At 65.7% G+C, this 18,291-nt stretch carries 26 protein-coding genes and 1 tRNA gene; 9 read left to right on the top strand and 18 right to left on the bottom strand.

What is annotated here, in order from left to right; all coding sequences use genetic code 11:
• Positions 1 to 4 precede the first annotated feature (4 nt).
• From rplS to PS060_RS12680, 11 genes are all read right to left on the bottom strand, one after another.
• Positions 5 to 373 carry a 50S ribosomal protein L19 gene (rplS, locus tag PS060_RS12730; RefSeq protein ID WP_273983640.1) on the bottom strand — a complete coding sequence of 123 codons (369 nt, stop codon included), beginning with the start codon at positions 371 to 373 and terminating at the stop codon, positions 5 to 7.
• Positions 351 to 1,112 (bottom strand): tRNA (guanosine(37)-N1)-methyltransferase TrmD, encoded by a 762-nt coding sequence (trmD, locus tag PS060_RS12725; RefSeq protein WP_273983639.1) that lies wholly within the window; start codon positions 1,110 to 1,112, stop codon positions 351 to 353. Before trmD ends, rplS begins: the two co-directional genes overlap by 23 nt.
• Complete coding sequence (locus PS060_RS12720) at positions 1,113 to 1,451, bottom strand: hypothetical protein (protein WP_273983638.1); 339 nt, start codon at positions 1,449 to 1,451, stop codon at positions 1,113 to 1,115.
• Positions 1,448 to 2,407 carry a carbon-nitrogen hydrolase family protein gene (locus tag PS060_RS12715; protein ID WP_273983636.1) on the bottom strand — a complete coding sequence of 320 codons (960 nt, stop codon included), beginning with the start codon at positions 2,405 to 2,407 and terminating at the stop codon, positions 1,448 to 1,450. The genes PS060_RS12720 and PS060_RS12715 overlap by 4 nt, the downstream gene beginning before the upstream one ends.
• A gap of 22 nt (positions 2,408 to 2,429) precedes the next feature.
• Positions 2,430 to 3,248, bottom strand: a complete 819-nt coding sequence (locus PS060_RS12710) for a TIGR04222 domain-containing membrane protein (RefSeq protein ID WP_273983634.1) — start codon at positions 3,246 to 3,248, stop codon at positions 2,430 to 2,432.
• Positions 3,248 to 3,796, bottom strand: coding sequence for a glycine-rich domain-containing protein (locus PS060_RS12705; protein ID WP_273983633.1), 549 nt, complete (start codon positions 3,794 to 3,796; stop codon positions 3,248 to 3,250). The genes PS060_RS12710 and PS060_RS12705 overlap by 1 nt, the downstream gene beginning before the upstream one ends.
• Positions 3,797 to 3,800: 4 nt before the next feature.
• Positions 3,801 to 4,301 (bottom strand): ribosome maturation factor RimM, encoded by a 501-nt coding sequence (gene rimM / locus PS060_RS12700; RefSeq protein ID WP_273983632.1) that lies wholly within the window; start codon positions 4,299 to 4,301, stop codon positions 3,801 to 3,803.
• Between the two features lie 6 nt (positions 4,302 to 4,307).
• Positions 4,308 to 4,775 (bottom strand): 30S ribosomal protein S16, encoded by a 468-nt coding sequence (gene rpsP, locus PS060_RS12695; RefSeq protein ID WP_273983631.1) that lies wholly within the window; start codon positions 4,773 to 4,775, stop codon positions 4,308 to 4,310.
• A 54-nt stretch (positions 4,776 to 4,829) separates the two neighbouring features.
• The gene (ffh, locus tag PS060_RS12690; RefSeq protein ID WP_273983630.1) at positions 4,830 to 6,305 is read right to left on the bottom strand and encodes a signal recognition particle protein; all 1,476 of its coding nucleotides are present in this window, start codon (positions 6,303 to 6,305) and stop codon (positions 4,830 to 4,832) included.
• A 134-nt stretch (positions 6,306 to 6,439) separates the two neighbouring features.
• Positions 6,440 to 6,515 (bottom strand) — tRNA-Ala (locus tag PS060_RS12685).
• Between the two features lie 88 nt (positions 6,516 to 6,603).
• A complete protein-coding gene (locus PS060_RS12680; RefSeq protein ID WP_273983628.1) occupies positions 6,604 to 6,945 on the bottom strand; it encodes a TIGR02300 family protein in 342 nt (113 codons plus the stop codon).
• Positions 6,946 to 7,118: 173 nt separating this feature from the next.
• Here PS060_RS12680 and aroA point away from each other — a divergent pair, with 173 nt between their 5' ends.
• The 9 genes from aroA to PS060_RS12635 all read left to right on the top strand — a co-directional run bounded on the left by aroA (position 7,119) and on the right by PS060_RS12635 (position 14,571).
• On the top strand, positions 7,119 to 8,438 hold the full coding sequence (gene aroA / locus PS060_RS12675) for a 3-phosphoshikimate 1-carboxyvinyltransferase (RefSeq protein WP_273983627.1): 1,320 nt from the start codon (positions 7,119 to 7,121) through the stop codon (positions 8,436 to 8,438).
• Positions 8,435 to 8,662: a hypothetical protein gene (locus PS060_RS12670; protein WP_273983625.1), complete on the top strand. Its 228-nt coding sequence runs from the start codon at positions 8,435 to 8,437 to the stop codon at positions 8,660 to 8,662. Before aroA ends, PS060_RS12670 begins: the two co-directional genes overlap by 4 nt.
• Positions 8,659 to 8,931, top strand: a complete 273-nt coding sequence (locus tag PS060_RS12665; RefSeq protein WP_273983623.1) for a CBU_0592 family membrane protein — start codon at positions 8,659 to 8,661, stop codon at positions 8,929 to 8,931. Before PS060_RS12670 ends, PS060_RS12665 begins: the two co-directional genes overlap by 4 nt.
• On the top strand, positions 8,928 to 9,170 hold the full coding sequence (locus PS060_RS12660; RefSeq protein WP_273983622.1) for a hypothetical protein: 243 nt from the start codon (positions 8,928 to 8,930) through the stop codon (positions 9,168 to 9,170). The genes PS060_RS12665 and PS060_RS12660 overlap by 4 nt, the downstream gene beginning before the upstream one ends.
• Entirely contained in the window at positions 9,167 to 10,183 is a 1,017-nt protein-coding gene (locus PS060_RS12655) for a proline iminopeptidase-family hydrolase (protein WP_273983621.1), read from the top strand. The genes PS060_RS12660 and PS060_RS12655 overlap by 4 nt, the downstream gene beginning before the upstream one ends.
• Positions 10,180 to 10,800, top strand: coding sequence for a (d)CMP kinase (locus tag PS060_RS12650; protein WP_273983620.1), 621 nt, complete (start codon positions 10,180 to 10,182; stop codon positions 10,798 to 10,800). Before PS060_RS12655 ends, PS060_RS12650 begins: the two co-directional genes overlap by 4 nt.
• Positions 10,801 to 11,016: 216 nt before the next feature.
• Positions 11,017 to 12,723: a 30S ribosomal protein S1 gene (gene rpsA / locus PS060_RS12645; protein ID WP_273983618.1), complete on the top strand. Its 1,707-nt coding sequence runs from the start codon at positions 11,017 to 11,019 to the stop codon at positions 12,721 to 12,723.
• 107 nt (positions 12,724 to 12,830) lie between these two features.
• The gene (gene gloB, locus PS060_RS12640) at positions 12,831 to 13,586 is read left to right on the top strand and encodes a hydroxyacylglutathione hydrolase (protein WP_273983616.1); all 756 of its coding nucleotides are present in this window, start codon (positions 12,831 to 12,833) and stop codon (positions 13,584 to 13,586) included.
• A 4-nt stretch (positions 13,587 to 13,590) separates the two neighbouring features.
• Positions 13,591 to 14,571, top strand: coding sequence for an NADPH:quinone oxidoreductase family protein (locus PS060_RS12635; RefSeq protein ID WP_273983615.1), 981 nt, complete (start codon positions 13,591 to 13,593; stop codon positions 14,569 to 14,571).
• A gap of 56 nt (positions 14,572 to 14,627) precedes the next feature.
• Here the strand turns inward: PS060_RS12635 and PS060_RS12630 are convergent, their stop codons facing one another.
• The 7 genes from PS060_RS12630 to PS060_RS12600 all read right to left on the bottom strand — a co-directional run bounded on the left by PS060_RS12630 (position 14,628) and on the right by PS060_RS12600 (position 18,225).
• Complete coding sequence (locus tag PS060_RS12630) at positions 14,628 to 15,158, bottom strand: F0F1 ATP synthase subunit B family protein (RefSeq protein WP_273983612.1); 531 nt, start codon at positions 15,156 to 15,158, stop codon at positions 14,628 to 14,630.
• Positions 15,151 to 15,645 (bottom strand): F0F1 ATP synthase subunit B family protein, encoded by a 495-nt coding sequence (locus tag PS060_RS12625; protein ID WP_273983611.1) that lies wholly within the window; start codon positions 15,643 to 15,645, stop codon positions 15,151 to 15,153. Before PS060_RS12625 ends, PS060_RS12630 begins: the two co-directional genes overlap by 8 nt.
• Before the next feature lie 95 nt (positions 15,646 to 15,740).
• Positions 15,741 to 15,965 carry a F0F1 ATP synthase subunit C gene (locus PS060_RS12620; protein WP_086607805.1) on the bottom strand — a complete coding sequence of 75 codons (225 nt, stop codon included), beginning with the start codon at positions 15,963 to 15,965 and terminating at the stop codon, positions 15,741 to 15,743.
• Positions 15,966 to 16,029: 64 nt separating this feature from the next.
• Entirely contained in the window at positions 16,030 to 16,821 is a 792-nt protein-coding gene (locus PS060_RS12615; RefSeq protein WP_273983610.1) for a F0F1 ATP synthase subunit A, read from the bottom strand.
• 71 nt (positions 16,822 to 16,892) lie between these two features.
• Entirely contained in the window at positions 16,893 to 17,240 is a 348-nt protein-coding gene (locus PS060_RS12610; RefSeq protein ID WP_273983609.1) for an AtpZ/AtpI family protein, read from the bottom strand.
• A gap of 399 nt (positions 17,241 to 17,639) precedes the next feature.
• Positions 17,640 to 18,026 (bottom strand): YdbL family protein, encoded by a 387-nt coding sequence (locus PS060_RS12605; RefSeq protein ID WP_273983607.1) that lies wholly within the window; start codon positions 18,024 to 18,026, stop codon positions 17,640 to 17,642.
• Positions 18,027 to 18,048: 22 nt separating this feature from the next.
• Entirely contained in the window at positions 18,049 to 18,225 is a 177-nt protein-coding gene (locus tag PS060_RS12600; RefSeq protein ID WP_273983605.1) for a YnbE family lipoprotein, read from the bottom strand.
• Between the last annotated feature and the right edge of the window lie 66 nt (positions 18,226 to 18,291).

The following is an 18,291-nucleotide window of genomic DNA, read 5'->3' as shown; positions in this document are numbered from 1 at the left end:
AGCCTTACGCCTTGGGCGCGGAGGCCTTGCGCTCGACGATACGCGCGCTCTTGCCGGTGCGGCCGCGCAGGTAATAGAGCTTGGCGCGACGCACCACGCCGCGGCGGACCACGGTGATGCTCTCGACGATCGGCGAGTAGAGCGGGAAGACGCGCTCGACGCCCTCGCCGAAGCTCATCTTGCGCACGGTGAAGTTCGAACCCATGCCGCGGTTCGAGCGGGCGATCACGACGCCTTCATAGGCCTGGATACGCTCGCGGTTGCCTTCCTTCACCTTCACGCCGACGCGGACGGTGTCGCCCGGGCGGAATTCTGGGATGTCCTTGCCGGACTTGGCGATTTCTTCGGCTTCAATCTGCTGGATCAGGTTCACTGGTCCGGTTCCTTCGTTTTTGCCGCGCGCCAGAGGCAGGCTGAACCCGAGCACCCTCATGGCGCTCCCACAAGTCCGGCCTGCGTAACCGTGTGTCTTCTTCGCTCCTTGCCTTGCGCCAAGCAGCGATCTTCGCATGATCCCCCGATCGCAGCACTTCGGGGATCGTGCGCCCTTCCCATTCCTGAGGTCGGGTGTAGTGCGGGTATTCGAGAAGGCCGTTTTCGTACGACTCTTCCGCCCCGCTCAAGGCCGCGCCCATTACGCCGGGAATGAGGCGAATGCAAGCGTCAAGGATGGTGAGAGCCGCCATCTCGCCGCCGGAGAGGACGATGTCGGCGAGGGAGACCTGCTCGATCTCCGGCCGCGCTTCGAACAGGCGTTCATCGAAGCCCTCGAAGCGCCCGCACAGGATGATGACGCCGGGGCCGCTCGCGAGCTCACGGATGCGGGCTTGGGTGATGGGTTTGCCGCGCGGGGTCATGGCGAGAATGGGGCGCCCGGCGGCCGGAGCGCTGTCGAGCGCGCGCGCCAGCACATCGCACTTCAGCACCATACCCGCCCCTCCGCCCGCAGGCGTATCGTCGACCGTGCGGTGCTTGTCGGTGGCGAAGTCGCGGATCTGCACTGTCTCGCAGGCCCACTTGGCATCAGCCAGCGCGCGCCCCGCGATGGAGTGCCCGAGCGGCCCGGGGAACATCTCCGGGTAGAGGGTGAGGATGGTGGCGGCGAAGGTCATTCAGTCGAAGACGGATGGATCGGGTTTTGCTGGCCTGCGCTTAATCATGATCAGCGATACCGCAAGCGCCAGAACTGCCCAAACAGCTCCTCCCAGCACAGCCTCGTTCACCGAATCAGAAAAGGTCTCAACCGCGTTGGGCGGGGCCGCGCCGTTTATCGCTTCATACTTCCCGATTTCTACCAAGCTCTGATAAATCGAGTAGATCACGTAAAGGCCGGGAGGCACGATCACCAAGAAGGCGATGGTCAGCCAGTCTGGAATGCGCGGCAGCAGCCGCCTCGTCGCAAGAAGAATGGTCAACGTGATCGCGAGCGACAGAATGACGACCAAAATCATTGATTGCGCCCCCACGTCACCCCATCCTTCGCCCGCGTATCCACCGTCAGCTCGAACACATCGGGCCGAGAATAATGCCCGTCGGTATCGAGGTTCGCCAGCCCCTCGGCCACCTCGGCCAGATCGAGCTCGGCGAAGAGCGTCTCCTCCCCCGCGCCCGCCTGCGCCAGAACGCGGGTGTCGGGGGCGGCGATCAGGGAACCGCCGCGGTTGAGAATCTCGCCGGGGATGGCTTCGAGCAATTCGCGGGCCACATCTGAACCGCCCACCCGCTCCAAACCCTCGAACAGATCATCCCGCTTCTGCACCAGCCCCGCCGCCAGCACGAAGCACCGCCCCTCCATCGCATAGTGGCGCGAGGCGATCTGGTGGCTTTCGCGCACCGTCGGCCAGGCGGCGATGTGGACGTCCTCGCCGAGGTTGTGCATCGCCGCGCGGGCGAGCGGCATCCAGTGCTCCCAGCAGATCAGCGTGCCGATCCTGCCCCACTCGGCCTGATGCACACCCAAGGTGGAGCCATCGCCGCGCGCCCAGATCAGGCGTTCGCCGTGGGTCGGCACGAGCTTGCGGTGATCGAGCACCGGCGCACCGGGGCGGAAGGTCAGCTGGTTGTTGACGAGGCTCCGCCGCACGCGCTCATGCGCGCCGATCGAGATGATCGCGCCGCTCGCATCGGCGAGTTCCTGCAAGGGCAGCAGCCGCTCGTCATTCGCGACCACCGCCTGTTCCAGCATGATCCGGTGCAGCGCCTTCGACCCGGGGTGATCCCACAGCGCCGCGCCGGGCGCTTCGTCGAGCCACAGGGGATAGCCCCCCAGAAAGGTCTCGCCGAAAGCGACGACCTCCGCGCCATTCTTCACCGCGGCGCGGGCAAGCGCCACGGCCTTGTCGATCCCGCCCTGAAAATCGAGCGGGACAGGCGCGGCTTGCACGACGGCGACAGGAAGTTTCGTCATGGCGTGCGCTTACGCGCGGAAATCAGCCCCCGCAACCGCCACAGCCGCCGCCGCAACCCGATCCGCCGTCGCCATCCCCGCCACTGTCGCTGCTGCTGTCGCCGTCCTTCTTGCGGATCGCGTGCACCGGCTCCCAGGGTGTGCCCACCAGCACGCTCGTCCCGAACAGCGCCACTGCCAGCGCCGCTTCATCCGGACGCGGCGCGCGGGCCACGCGGTCATTCTGCGCGCGCAGCCGCTTTACCGCCTCGATCCCGCTGGCGGTGCGCGGGTCGCTCTTGAAGAAGCGGATCGTGGCCAAGGCAGCCGTCAGCCCGAGCAGAATGACCAGAGCTTGCGTCGGTTCACCCAGCGCATCCCCGGCCCGCTGGCGATAAAGTCCAACCACGAAGAGCAGCGCATAGGGCGCCACCGAAATCCAGCGCAGCCGCGCATAATCCTCAGGCCACAGCATCAGCCCGCTGCGCCGCAACCGCGCGGCGACGCGTTCGGCATGGACGTCGATCATGCGCTGCGCATCGGCAAGGGTGATCGGCGCCGACATGGCGAGCAGGGCTTGCCCCGCCGGGCTCGCCGACAATTGCCGCTCGGCGACTGCCAGATAGCCCTGCGCCCGCAGTTCGATCCCGCCGCGCACGTACAGATCGGCCAGAAGCGATTCGGCGAATCGCTCCCGGCCGCCGGCCAGCAACGCCACACTTTCCAGATCCTGTGATTCCCCGCTCCGCCCGGCATCCCTGAGGTGTGACGGTATCCACCAAGCTGCCACGCTCGCCAGAACCAGCAGAACGCTGTAAAAGATCAGGAAATCGCTGCCCGTCCAGGACGAGAACAGCTGCATCACATCATCCTTCCCGCAAGCCAGCCCACCGCAAAGGCAAGCAGACCCAGCGCCAGCGCGACCCGGCGTGAAACGAAGATACCATCGAAGAGGTTAACGCGAACATTCTTTGGATCGACGGCGAAGCGCCTATGCGCGTCAGGCCAGACGTCGCGCGGCGGCTGCGCGCCGAATGCGACCTCGTAGGCGGCGAGCGTATCGGCATATTGCCGGTAATAACGCTCGCGCTCCATGGCACCCCCGGCGGTCGGGCCGTGGTGCAGATCAGCGCCCAGCACGGCGGGGCAGAAGGTCTGCCAATAGTCGCGGCTGTAGGTGAGGTGGAGGTGCCAGGCCTGATCGACCGCATCGGACGGGGTCACCTCGTGGCCGGCGGTCATCGCGAGATAGCAGAAGCGCTTGTACTCACCGATCACCCGTTCGGCATGGGCGGCGTCCCAGCGGTTTTCGCGGGCGAGGCGAGCGGTGAAGGACAGCGATGCGTCTGCCGGGCCGATGTGGTGATCGGCGATGCGCTGCCAGAGAGCGGCGTCGGCGGGCGAACTCACGCCCTCAATTATCGGCGAAATCGGCGCTGATCACAAGCTGCTTGTCGTCCCAGCCGATCACGGCGGCAGGGATCATCGGAACCATGAAGGTCTTCGGCCCCTTTTCGGGCACCGGATCGAGCGAGATCTCGATGATGTCAGTCGCACCGAAATTCTCGATAGCGAGGACGGTGCCGACGGCTTCACCCGCGTTGGTCACGACGGGCAGGCCGAGCAGGTCGGCATGGTAGAATTCGCCCTCGCCCAACGGCGGCAACGCCTCGCGCGGGACGGTGAGGACGGTGCCGCGCAATTTCTCGGCGTCGGCGCGCGAGGTGCTTTCGGCAAGACGGGCAATGGCCCCGCCCTTCCCGTCCTCGCGGATTTTCACGAGGGTGAGCGCGCCGTCATTGAAACTTTTCTGCTTGGCGAGAGTGGCAATCCCCTCGCCGAACAGCTTCAGACGCACCTCGCCCGCCACCCCGTGCGCGCCGGCAATGGCGGCTAGGGTGACGGGCTTGGTCATAGCAGCTTAGCCTTCGGCCTGCTCTTCAGAGGCGGCTTCTTCGGCAGGCGCTTCTTCAGCGGCAGCTTCTTCCGCAGCCGGGGCAGCGGCAGCGGCCTTGGCTTCTTCTTCAGCAGCGCGCGCAGCTTCTTCGGCCTCGGCGATCTTGGCGGCACGCTCTTCGGCGCGCTCCTTGGCCTTCTCGCCCGGCTCACCCTTCTTGGGGTTGTTGCGGGCCGCACGCTCCTTGATGCCGGCGGCATCGAGGAAGCGGGCCACGCGGTCGGTCGGCTGCGCGCCGACGCCGAGCCAGTAGCGGGCGCGGTCTTCGACGAGCTTCACGCGGTCGGCCGAATCCTTGGCGAGCAGCGGGTTGTAGGTGCCGATCTGCTCGAGATACTTGCCGTCGCGCGGGCTGCGGCTGTTGGCGACGACGATGCGGTAGTAGGGACGCTTCTTGGCACCGCCGCGCGAGAGCCGGATGGAAATCGACATGATGTTACCTTTCGATTGAATATGAACTGTTGAACTGAAATATTTGAACTGAAACTATTTCTTGCGAGGCAATCCGCCGAGCCCTGGCAGGCCGCCCGGCCCGCCCAGTCCCGGAAGGCCCCCGGCACCGCCGCTGGGAAGGCCGCCCATGCCGCCCATCCCTCCGCCAAGACCGCCCATCGGGCCGCCCCCGCCGCCGAACATGGCCGCCAAGCCCTTGAGCCCGCCCATCTTCTTGATCTGCTTCATCGCGCGCGACATTTCCTGGTGCATCTTGAGCACCTTGTTGACTGTCTGCACATCGGTGCCGCTGCCCGCCGCGACGCGCTTCTTGCGCTTGGCGTTCATCAGGTCGGGATTGGCGCGCTCCTTGGCGGTCATGGAGGAGATGATCGCCTCCATGTGGATCAGCACCTTGTCGTCCATGCCGGAGTTGGCCATCGCGGCCTTGGCCTTCTTCATGCCCGGCATCATGCCCGCCAGCATCCCCAGACCGCCCATGTTGCGCATCTGCTTGAGCTGCATGGCCAGATCGTCGAGGTCGAACTTGCCCTTTTCGAGGTTGCGGGCGAGCTTCTCGGCCTCTTCCTCCTTGATCGTCGCGGCGGCGCGTTCGACCAGGCTGACCACGTCGCCCATGCCGAGGATGCGGTCGGCAACGGAACCGGGGCGGAAGGGCTCGATCGCGTCGAGCTTTTCGCCGGTGCCAGAAAACTTGATCGGCTTGCCGGTGACCGCGCGCATCGACAGCGCTGCGCCGCCGCGGGCATCGCCATCCATGCGGGTCAGCACCACGCCGGTGAGCGGCACTTCACCGCTGAAAGACTGCGCGACGTTGACGGCGTCCTGGCCGGTCAGCGAATCGACCACCAGCAGCACTTCGTTGGGGGCCGAAACGCTGGCCACGGCCTTCATCTCGGCCATCAGCGCATCGTCAACGTGGAGGCGGCCCGCGGTGTCGAGCAGCAGCACGTCGAAATTCTGGAGGCGCGCGGCTTCCATCGCGCGCCGCGCAATGTCGACCGGCTGTTGCCCGGCGATAATCGGCAGGGTCGCAACATCGACTTGGCCGCCCAGCACCGCGAGCTGCTCCTGTGCAGCCGGACGGTTGACGTCGAGCGAGGCCATCAGCGCCTTCTTGCCGTGACGTTCGCGGATCAGCTTGGCGAGCTTGGCGGTGGTTGTCGTCTTGCCCGAGCCCTGAAGGCCGACCATCATGATCACGACCGGCGGCTTGGCATCGAGCTTGAGGCCTTCGACCTCCATCCCGCCCAGCGTCTCGACCAGCTCGTCATGGACGATCTTGATGACCATCTGGCCGGGGGTGACCGACTTCAGGACATCCTGACCGACAGCCTTCTCGGTGACGGCATCGATGAAGCGGCGGGCAACCGGAAGTGCAACATCGGCTTCGAGAAGAGCGATGCGCACTTCGCGCATGGCATCGCGCACATCCTGCTCACGCAGCGCGCCGCGACCTTTCAGCTTGTCGAATACGCCTCCCAGACGGTCAGACAGCGTGTCGAACATCGCTCACTTCTCCTGCCGGACACGCAAGCGCCCGGAAAATGCGAAAAACGCCGGCGGACGAAACCTCGTCGGCCAGCGTTGCGAAAAGCACCCCATGGCGGGGTCGGACTTCCCGACTTTGATCAGTTGGTGACTGGTGGAGCCTAGCGGGATCGAACCGCTGACCTCAACACTGCCAGTGTTGCGCTCTCCCAGCTGAGCTAAGGCCCCGAGCCAGTCATCATGCGAAGCAGAGCGTGTGCCCTGCCTGCGGGAGGCGGCCATTAGAAGGGCCGCATCCCGCTTGCAAGCGAAAAAATCAGTTTTCGTCGTCGTCGTCGCCAGTGCCGGTCGACACGCCGAGATCATCGTCGCCGCCAAGGTCGACGTCATTGTCGGGCGAATCGCCGTCCTCGTCGATATCCTCGATGTCTTCGAGATCACCCAGATCATCATCGCCGCCGAGATCCGCGTCAGCGTCGGCATCGACCTTCTTCTCGACTTCCTCGAAGGGAATCGGCTGCTTGGACTTGAGCACCGGCTCCGGCGACCAGGTCTCACCGCATTCGATGCAGGAAACCGGGTCTTCCTTGCCGAGATCGTAGAAACGTGTCCCGCACTTCGGGCAGGTACGCTTGGTACCCCATTCGGGCTTGGCCATCTTTATTCCTCGAAACAGGGCCAGCCCCTTGATGCGGGGCGGGCCAGAAACTGCAAAACACTGGGCGGATTGATCGGAAAAATGGGTTCCGGCAAGCTCTTTATCAAGAGCCTGCACCGCGAGCGCGGCGCGCCTTGCCAGAAGCGCGGGGCGCTGTCAAAGACCGCCGCCTTATGAGCAGCCACACCTTCGCCCCCTCCGGCCCGCTGACGGGCACGATCCGCGTCCCCGGCGACAAGTCGATCAGCCACCGATCGCTGATGTTTGCAGGGCTTGCCGTGGGCCGCAGCCGCATCACCGGGCTGCTGGAAGGCGAGGACGTCCTCGCCACCGCCGCCGCGATGCGCGCCTTCGGAGCGCAGATCGCGCGCGAGGCGGATGGCACCTGGGTGGTGGACGGCGTCGGGGTCGGCAGCCTGCTGGAGCCGAAGGCCGCGCTCGACATGGGCAATTCGGGCACCTCGACGCGACTGCTGATGGGTCTGGTCGCGAGCCATGACATCACCGCGACCTTCGTCGGCGATGCCAGCCTTTCGGGCCGCCCGATGAAGCGCGTGATCGACCCGCTCTCACAGATGGGCGCGAGCTTCGAAGCCTCGGCGGGCGGCACCCTCCCGCTGATGCTGCGCGGGGCGAGTCCGGCCGTGCCGATCACCTATCGCCTGCCCGTCGCCAGCGCGCAGGTGAAGAGCGCAGTGCTGCTCGCGGGCCTCAACACCCCCGGGATCACCCGCGTGATCGAGCCCGTTCCCACCCGCGACCATACCGAGCGGATGCTGACAGGCTTCGGCGCGAAGCTCGAAGTGGGCGAGGAGAACGGCGAGACCGTCATCGCCATCCACGGCGAGGCAGAACTCACCCCCATGGACGTGACCGTCCCCGGCGATCCCTCCTCCGCCGCCTTCTTCATGGTCGCCGCGACGCTGGTGCCGGGGAGCGACCTTACGATCGCAAACGTCGGCCTCAACCCGACCCGCGCCGGGCTGCTCCACGTGCTGCGCCAGATGGGCGCGGACATCGAGGAGGTGAACCCCCGCGAAGTCGGCGGTGAGCCGGTCGCCGACCTGCGCGTGCGCCATGCGCAGCTTTCGGGCGTCGATGTCGACCCGGCCATCGCGCCTGCCATGATCGACGAGTTCCCGGTGCTCTTCGTCGCCGCCGCGCTTGCCAAGGGCACCACCCGCACCACCGGCCTTGAGGAACTGCGCGTCAAGGAGAGCGACCGGCTCGCCGCCATGGCCGCCGCGCTCACCGCAGCGGGCGCGCGCGTGGAAGAACATGAGGACGGCCTCACCGTCCATGGCAGCGGCGGCGATCCACTCCGGGGCACCAGCAACGCGCGCGTCAAATCGCTGCTCGATCACCGCATTGCAATGAGCATGGCGGTTGCCGGTCTCGTCAGCGAGGGCGGCGTCGAGGTCGACGATATCAGCCCGATCAACACCAGTTTCCCGACCTTCATGGGGCTGCTCGATGAGGCGAGCGCGGCGTGAAGAAAAAAGTCGCTGTCTATTCGATCTTCTCTGGGATCGTGACCTGCGGGGTGGTCATCTTTCTTCATGTTACCGAGATTCGGACCATCACTCCGTGGGAGCTTGTCGGAGCATTGCTTTTATCGCCAGTCGCCGGCCTTTTGACTTGGTTCCAGTTCGATTGGGGACCGGCCAAAATGCGCAATATCATCGAGAAGGCTGAACGCGACTGGAACGAGCCATGAACACCCCGCTCGACTGGCCAAGCATCATCGGACTTTGCGGCACCGCCTGCATCATCGGCGCCTATGCCTATCTGACGCTGGCCAAGGCGACCAACCCCTTCCTGCTCCACGGCACCAATCTGCTGGGCGCGGCGCTGCTGACCGTGTCCTTGGTCTATCACACCAATTGGGCGAGCCTGGTGCTCGAATTCTTCTGGGCCTCGATTGCCATCATCGGGCTGGTCAGGGCTTGGCGAGGCCGGGCGGGCCGCGATATGAGCGGGGAATGATCCGGGCGCTTCTCGATCTTGGCCGTTCGCCGCTGGTTCGGCGCTTGATTGCAGGCGCAATACTGGTTTTCGGCGCGCTGATCGCCGCCTTTGCACGACATGACGGCAAGCCGGACGGGTTCACGCTGGCCAGCCACCTCCTCATGGCGATGATGGCGCTGGTGATCCTTCATATCCGCTGGAAACGCCGCGAGCGCGTGGCGATTACGCCTGCCAAAGCACGGGACATTTTTTCATGATCGCCAGAACTCTCGTCGCCGCCGCCCTCGCGCTGGTGCCGCTCACCGCGCAGGCGCAGGACACCGCGCTTCCCACCAACACCGCTGCCGATTGGTCGGTGGCGACTTCCGAACACCGCATCGCGGTCGAGGGCGGCAAGGTGTGGGTGCGCGTCAACGGCGTGATCGGGCAAGGCCAAGCCCCCGTCATCATCATCCACGGCGGCCCCGGCGGCACCCATGTGAACTTCGGCAACCTCCTCAGCCTTGCCGACCAGCGCCCCGTGATCCTTTACGATCAGCTCGACAGCGGGATGTCCGACCGGCCCGAGAACCCCGCCAACTGGCGGACCGAGCGCTTCGTTGCCGAGCTTGAGGCGATCCGCAAGGCACTAGGGGTCGATCGCTGGCACGTGATCGGGCACAGCTGGGGCTCGGCCCTCGCGCTCGAATATGCCGCCGCCTATCCGCAGCACACCGTCTCGGCCGTGCTCAGCGGCACCTTCATTTCGGCCCCGCACTGGATCACCGGAACCAACCTACTGATCCGCGACCTGCCTGACGATGTGGCGGCCACGATCCGCGCCTGCGAAGGCCCGACCCCGCCCGCGCCCGAGGTCTGCGAGCCTGCCACCGCCGCCTTCTACGCCGCCTATAACGGCCGTCCTGACCGCCCCGCCCCCTCGCCCGCAGCCATCGCTTATCGCAAGCGCTATGGCGGCAAGGGGTTCAACGCCACAGTCTATAACGCGATGTGGGGCCCGACCGAATTCCGCGCCTCGGGCAGCCTCGGCACCTATGATGCCACCCACCTGCTCGCCCGCGTCGATGGCACGCGCATTCTGTTCGTCGTTGGCCAGTATGACGAGGCGCGGATCGACGATGTGCAGGATTTCGTCGCCCTCACCCCCGGCGCGGAACTCGCGGTCGTCCCCGGCGGCAGCCACGCCTTCATCGCCGAGCGCGCCGAAGTTGCCGAGGCGATCTATCGCGACTGGATGAACCGCAAGGACGCGAGCGAGACCGGCAAATGATCATCGCCGTCGACGGGCCGACAGCAAGCGGCAAAGGCACCATCGCGAAAGCGCTCGCCGCGCATTTCGGCTTGCCGCATCTCGACACTGGTCTCCTCTACCGCGCGGTCGGGCGACAGGTGATGCTGGCGGGCGGCGACCCTGACGATCCGCACGCGGCGCTGGCCGCCTGCGCCTTTCCGGACAGCCTGCTGGATGACGACACCCTGCGTTCGGAAGAGGTCGGCGGTTATGCGAGCCGCGTGTCGGTCCACCCCGATGTGCGCCACGCGCTCTACCAGCGCCAGCGCGCCTTTGCCTTGCAGGAAGGCGGCGCAGTGCTCGACGGGCGCGATATCGGAACGGTGATCGCGCCCGAAGCGCCGGTGAAACTGTTCGTCACCGCCAGCGTGGCAGAACGCGCGCGCCGCCGCTGGCTGGAGATGACGGGACGCGGGATCAACGTCGCCCTCGCTGCAATCGAACACGACATCGCCGCGCGCGACGCCCGCGACATGGGCCGCAAGGACGCGCCGCTGGTCGCCGCTGCCGATGCGCTGGTGCTCGACACCACCCATTTCAACCGCGACGCCGCTATCGAGGCGGCGATCGAGGCGGTGCTGGCGCGCGCGGGCTGACCCGCCATTTTCCTTGCTTTTCGCAAGGGTCTGGCCTAGGCGCGGCCCCGTTCTGCCCAATCATCACTGGTTGAAGGAACCTTCGCACAGGCATGGGGCCTTGCGGAGAAGTCTGCCTCTTGCCCCGCCAGCCCCGGCAATGGTGCCTGGGAAGCGGTGAAAGACCCCGGAAAAACCGGCGGCCGGTAGCACAACGAAACAGGATCTTACCTGACTATGGCAACGCAAATGCCCTCACGCGCCGATTTCGAGGCGCTCCTCAATGAACAGCTCGGCGGCGCCGGCGAAGACGGCTTTGAAGGCCGCGTCGTCAAGGGCACCGTCACCGCGATCGAAAACGGCTATGCCGTGATCGACGTCGGCCTCAAGAGCGAAGGCCGCATCTCTCTCAAGGAATTCTCTCGCGGCGAAGACGACCACGGCCTGACCGTGGGCGGCGAAGTCGAAGTCTATGTCGACCGCGTCGAAAACGCCGATGGCGAAGCCATGCTCTCGCGTGACCGCGCCCGCCGCGAAGCCGCGTGGGACAAGCTGGAAAGCGAATTTGGCGAAGGCAAGCGCGTCGAAGGCCGCATCTTCGGCCGCGTCAAGGGCGGCTTCACGGTCGACCTCGATGGCGCCGTGGCCTTCCTCCCCGGCTCGCAGGTCGACATCCGCCCGGTGCGCGACGTCACCCCGCTGATGGACGTGCCCCAGCCCTTCCAGATCCTCAAGATGGATCGTCGTCGCGGCAACATCGTCGTCTCGCGCCGTGCCGTCCTCGAAGAAACCCGCGCCGAACAGCGCAGCGAGCTCATCAATGACCTGGTCGAAGGCCAGATCATCGACGGCGTGGTCAAGAACATCACCGATTACGGCGCCTTCGTGGATCTCGGCGGCATCGACGGCCTGCTGCATGTCACCGACATGAGCTACAAGCGCGTCAACCACCCGAGCGAAGTGATCGCCATTGGCGACACCGTGACCGTGCAGATCGTGCGCATCAACGCCGAAACGCAGCGCATCAGCCTCGGCATGAAGCAGCTTGAAAGCGATCCGTGGGATGGCGTCTCGGCCAAGTATCCGGTCGGCATGAAGCTGTCGGGTCAGGTGACCAACATCACCGAATACGGCGCCTTCGTCGAACTGGAGCCGGGCATCGAAGGCCTCGTCCACGTCAGCGAAATGAGCTGGACCAAGAAGAACGTCCACCCGGGCAAGATCGTCTCGACCTCGCAGGAAGTCGATGTGATGGTGCTCGAAGTCGACAGCGACAAGCGCCGCATCAGCCTCGGCCTCAAGCAGGCCCAGCGCAACCCGTGGGACGAGTTCGCCGAGAAGCACCCGGTTGGCTCGGTTGTCGAAGGCGAAGTCAAGAACGCGACCGAATTCGGTCTGTTCGTCGGCCTCGATGGCGACGTCGACGGCATGGTGCACATGTCGGACATCGCCTGGGGCATCTCGGGCGAAGACGCGCTGGCGCTCCACCGCAAGGGCGAGATGGTCAAGGCCGTCGTGCTCGATGTGGACGTCGAGAAGGAGCGCATCAGCCTCGGCATGAAGCAGCTCGAAAAGGGCGCGCCTTCGGCTGAAGCGGCCACGACCGGCTCGAGCTTGCGCAAGAACCAGACCGTCACCGTCACCGTGCTCGAAGTGCGCGACGGCGGGCTGGAAGTGCAGGTTGGCGAAGACGGCGCGACCGGCTTCATCAAGCGCAGCGACCTCGGCCGCGACCGCGACGAACAGCGCCCCGACCGCTTCCAGGTCGGCAGCAAGGTCGACGCGATGGTGATCGGCTTCGACCGTTCGAAGAAGCCGAACTTCTCGATCAAGGCGCGTCAGATCGCCGAAGAGAAGGAAGCTGTCGCACAGTTCGGTTCGTCGGATTCGGGCGCTTCGCTCGGCGACATCCTCGGCGCTGCGCTCAAGAAGGGCGCGGAGTAATTTGAGTGCACCCGCCCCTCGGGGCGGGCGTTACACAACAAGAAAGGCCCGCTTGCTTCGGCAGGCGGGCCTTTTCCTTTGGGGAGCGCGGCTGTAGGGTGGCGCGCATGATCCATGTTCACCAGTTCCCTTGCCTTAGCGACAACTACGGCTACCTCATCCACGACACCGACAGCCACGAAACCGCGGCGATCGACACGCCCGATGGCACGGAATATCTGCGCCAGGCTGATCTCAAGGGATGGCGCATCACCCAGATCTGGAACACCCATTGGCATCCCGATCACGCCGGCGGCAACGAAGCCATCAAGGCGGCGACCGGCTGCACCATCACCGGCCCCGCCGAGATCGAAGGCAAATTCCCGATCGACCGGATCGTGGCGCATGGCGACACGGTGACGCTCGGCGGCGTCGAGGCTGCGGTGATCGACGTCTCGGGCCACACCAACGGCCATATCGCCTTCCACCTGCCCTCGGCCGGGGTCGCCTTTGTCGGCGATTCGGTCTTTGCGCTGGGCTGCGGGCGGATGTTCGAAGGCGAGCCGGGGCAGTTCTGGGCGAGCCTCAGCCGCATCAAGGCCTTGCCGCCGCAGACCCTGCTCTACTGCGCGCACGAATACACCGCGTCGAACGCCAAGTTCGCGCTCCACGCCGATCCCGACAATGCGGCGTTGCAAGCCTATGCCGAGGAAATCGCCGCCAAGCGCGCGAAGGACGAGTGGACGGTGCCGACCACGCTCGAACGCGAGCTGGCAACAAACCCCTTCCTGCGCGCCGATGATCCCGCGATGATGGCCAAGTGGGGCGGCAGCGCCCCGCACGAGACCTTCGCGGCGCTGCGGGCAGCGAAGGACAATTTCTGACCTGATGCAGGCCCTCGTCGTCGAACGCCTGTCGGACGACCTGTCCGGCGTGACACTGGCTGACCTGCCCCCACCCGCCCGCGCTCCGGGCGAGGTGCTGGTGCAGGTGCGCGCGGCCTCGCTCAATTTCCCCGACCTGCTGATGACGCAGGGCGGCTACCAGTTCAAACCGGCAGTGCCCTTCACCAGCGGCCTCGAATTCGCAGGCGAAGTGCTGGAAGCTGACCCGGAGAGCGGCTTTGCTCCTGGCGACAGGGTGATGGGCGGCAACAAGACCGGCGCCTTTGCCGAACTGGCCTGCGTGGCCGCCGACAAGCTCTCGCCCATGCCCAGCGGCATGGACTTCCCCGCCGCCGCCGCGATGGGTGCGGCCTATTCGACCGCCTTCACCGGCCTCGTCGAACTCGGCGGATTGCAGGAGGGCCAGTGGGTGCTGGTGCATGGCGCAAGCGGGGGCGTGGGCCTGGCCGCCTGCGATCTGGCGCGCGCGCTGGGGGCGCGGGTGATTGCCACAACCGGCTCCCCCGCCAAAGCCGAACGGATCGCCGCCCTCGCCCATCCCGAAGCGGTAATCGTGGCCGAAGGCCGCTTCCGCGAGCAGATCGCTGACCTCACCGGCGGCGCATTGTGCGACATCGTGTTCGATCCGGTGGGCGGCGATGTGTTCGACGAATCGACCCGCTGCGTCGCCTTTGGCGGCAAGCTGATGGTGGTCGGCTTCACCTCGGGCCGGATCGCCGACATTGCGACCAACATCCCGCTGATCAAGGGCTTCAGCATTGTCGGCCTGCGCGCCGGCGAATATGCGCGCCGCTTCCCCGAAAGGGGCCGCGCCATTCACGCCGCCATCAACCGGCTGGCGGAAGCAGGGGCGATCAGCCCCGCGATCGACCGCACGCTCCCCCTGTCGCACTGGCGCGAAGGCTTTACCGCGATGGCGAGCCGCGATCTGGTCGGCAAAGTGGTGTTCGTTCCGGGGACCTGACGCAAAAGGGCGGCCCTTTCGGACCGCCCCCTCGTGTTCTTGAGCTGTGCTGCCGCTCAGAGCGAGGCGATAACCTCGTCGGCAAGCTTCTTGTCAGCGGCGCCGTCATGCGCCTTGGCGATCAGCACCTTCGAAGCGGCAGCGGCAGCGGTGACAGCCTTGGCCTTGACCTCGGCAATCGCGGCGCGCTCGGCAGCGGCGATCTTGTCTTCGGCCATCTTCTGACGGCGGGCGACCATCACTTCGCTGTCAGCTTCGGCCTTGGCGAGGATCGCGTCGGCTTCTTCGCGGGCGCCAGCCAGCATCGCTTCAGCGTCCTTTTCGGCCGATGCGATCTTGGCGGCATACTCGGCGCGCAGCGCCTCGGCCTCGGCGCGGAGCAGCTTGGCGTCATCGAGCGCCTTGCGGATTTCGGCGATCTTCGCGTCCAGCCCACCGGTGATCAGACCGGGAACCTTCTTCCAGATGAACACCGCGATGAGCACGGTCATGGCGAGCGCGACCCACTGGTAGGAGTCCATGCCCAGCACGCCCGGTTCGGCGTGGCCTTCAGCCCCACTGGCAAGCAGCGTCAGAATGTCAGCCATGGGCCATCACCTCCTTGACCGCAGCCTCGGCGGCGGCGGGTTCAACCGCAGCACCGGCAACGCGGGCGACGATCTCGCGCGCGGCTTCGGCAGCGACGCCTTCGATTTCGGCCATGGCGCTGGTGCGGGCCGCCGCAATGGCAGCATCGGCCTCGGCAAGCTGGGCGTCGAGGCGGCCCTGCGCCTCGGCCAGCCTGGCTGCGTTGGCAGCCGCCGCCTTGGCCTTGGCCTCGCCGATCAGCCCCTGTGCCGCAGCGCGGTTGGCGTTCTCACGCTTGCGCCAGGCCTCTTCCTGCGCGGTCGCTTCGTCGCGCGCAGCCTGAGCCGCAGCCAGATCGCCTGCAATCTGGTTGTCGCGCAGGTCAACGGTCCCCATCACCTTGGGCACCATGCCAAGGCCAACGATGAGGAAGGTGAGCCCGAAGAACACCAGCAGCCAGAACACCTGGCTCGACCAGAAGTCGGAGATTTGATCGATCTGAGGCATGGGTCGCCCTTGTTTGCGTCGGCGTTATCGTCAGTTCATGCAGGTGAGCCGGGCGGCGATGCGCAGCTGCGCTCGCCGCTCCGGCACGCCGGATCTTAGCGGAAGATCAGCAGAACGGCGATAACGAAGGCGAGCAGGCCGAGAAGTTCGGCAGCCGCGAAGCCGATGAACAGGCGGCCCTGCTGGCCGTCGGCAGCACCGGGGTTACGCAGCGCGCCTTCGAGGAACGAGGCGAACACGTTGCCCACGCCGAGCGCGGCCATGCCAGCGCCGATCGCGGCGAGACCGGCACCGAGGAGAGCAGCAGCAGTTGCGTCCATGATAGTAAACTCCTTGAGAAAAATCTGAGTGTTGTCGAGGGTTGTGAAGAGAGCTTCGCAGCCCTCAGTGAAGGTTTTCCGCGTCGTTGATGTAGAGCGAGGTCAGCAGCGCGAAGACATAGGCCTGGATGCCTGCCACCAGAATCTCGAGCGCGCTGATCGCGACCATCAGCACGAAGCTGGGAATGCCGATCGCAGCGCCCAGCGCCGGGCCAGCCCCGCCGCCGGCGATCACGAAGCTCGCCAGCACCTTCAGCAGCACGTGACCCGCCATCATCGCGACGAACAGTCGCAGCGCGAGGCTGAAGGGGCGCACCATGAAGGACACGAATTCGATGAGGCTGATCGGCAGCGCCAGAAACGCAGGCGTGTTCGACGGCCAGAACAGCGAGAAGAAGTGCAAGCCATGCTTCCAGAAGCCCACGATCAGCACGATCGAGAAGCTCATGATCGCCAGCACGCCGGTAGCGGTGAAGTGGCTGGTGAAGGTGAAGGCGTGCATGTGCGGGATGAGGCCCAGCGGCACGAGACCGAGCAGGTTCCCGAACAGGATGAACATGAACAGCGTGAAGATGTAGGGCACATATTTGCGCCCGGCCTTGCCGATATTCGCTTCGAGCAGATCGTCGATGAAGCCCGTCAGGGTCTCGACCGCCATCTGCCAGCGCCCCGGCACCAGCTCGCGCTTCATGCCGCCCGCGACAAACACCGTCACCAGAATGGCAGTGATAGCCATCCACAGCGCGGAATTGGTGAACGCGATGTTGATTCCGTCAGCCAGCTGCCAATCGGACCCCAGCAGGGGTTCGATGGTGAACTGCTTCATCGGATCGACCTTGCCTTCTTCGGCTGCCACGATCGAACAATCCCCAAAAGTTTTACATCAAACGCGCCCCTGAGGCGGCTGCGTGGGAGGTCTGGCGAGGCCTAGCCTTCACCGTCCTTGCCCTCACCGCCGTCCGCGGGGCGCGTATTCGCGCTCAGAATAATGCTCCTGAAGGCCGATACCGTCCCGAGGAACAGACCGGTCAACAGACCCCAGGGCGCGATGCCGAGCAATGCGTCGATCGCAAAGCCGATCACCAAGCCACCGATGATCCCGCCCAGAAGATTGGCCAAGGCACGGTTGCCGCTGCGATAATTCGCATCGACACCCTTCACCTGCGGCCGGTTGCGTTGCTCTTCGCGCTCGCGTGCGGCCTTGAGCCGCGCTTCGAGCGCGTCGATCCGCGCATCCTCGTGAATGGGTTCTCGGGCGGGTTTCTCGTCGCTCATACCGTGATCCCGAATGAAGTGAGAGCAGGCACGCGCATTGAGGTGCCCGCCGAGGGCGCCGCCCCCTTAGAAGGGGGGCACATACGTGTCAACATCGCGGGGCATGACTTTTGTGCAGGTGCGAAGCTGTTTTGCGCAGCCGCCTCCGCGGCCGCGTCCTCGGCGAGTTTCAGGCCCAGTGGGCGGGCGGTCGCCCTTGCGGCCCCTTAGGGGCCGGTCAGAGCCATACGCCAACATCATGGGGTGTCGCGGTTTCGGTCGCGCAGCGACCGCAAGGCCGACCGGCCGCCCGCAGCGACGCGGCCTTCAGGTCGCGTGAGCGAGGATTTCGCATCGCGGATGCGATGCGGAACACAAATACTCACCGAGGACGTGCCCGCGGAGGCGGGCACGCAAACATTAAGGACAACGCGAGTCCTTGGTCGGTGCGGCGGCGGTGCGGGTTTCCCAGCTGCCATCGGGCGCGCGATACTTTTCGCCCGGCTCGGTGCGGTCGATCAGCGTGCAGCCGGCCGTGAAAGCATAGGCTTCGAGCGTCTGCTTCTTTTCCTTGGCGCGTTCGGCATAGGTCGCGCGGCGCTTGATGTTGATGTCGTCCACCAGCCGCTGCAACGCCGGGGTCGGCGCGCCGACGATGCCAAGATAGCCGTCCGGCTGCTCGCCCACCTGGCCTGCTGCACGCGCGGCGGCATAGGCCGGGTCGCGCTGCTGGGCGACGGCAGGCGCCACCAGCACGCTGATCGCGGCAAGCGCTGCAAACCCGCCAAGTGCTGTCTTGTGCATCATTATGTCTCCTCACGCCGGATCATCAGAAGATGTCCGGGTTGTCCTCAATCGTGTTCGCCGCATCTTCCGCCAGAGCCAACACCACGTCGGCCCTGATGTTGATGTCGAGCTGGATCACGATCGGCTTGTCGGGCGCCTGGATATTGATGCACCCTGCAAGCATCGCGGCCAGCCCCGTCAACGCGGCAAATGCCTTCACCTTCTGCCCCCTCGCCATGCTGCGGCCTGTGTCAGCTTTCGCATTGCGGAGCGCTCGGGTCAATTT

It is taken from the genome of Erythrobacter sp. BLCC-B19 (assembly GCF_028621955.1).
Classification (GTDB): Bacteria; Pseudomonadota; Alphaproteobacteria; order Sphingomonadales; family Sphingomonadaceae; genus Erythrobacter.
Note: the sequence above shows the minus strand (reverse complement) of the source record. Positions and strands in the feature narration are given on the sequence as shown.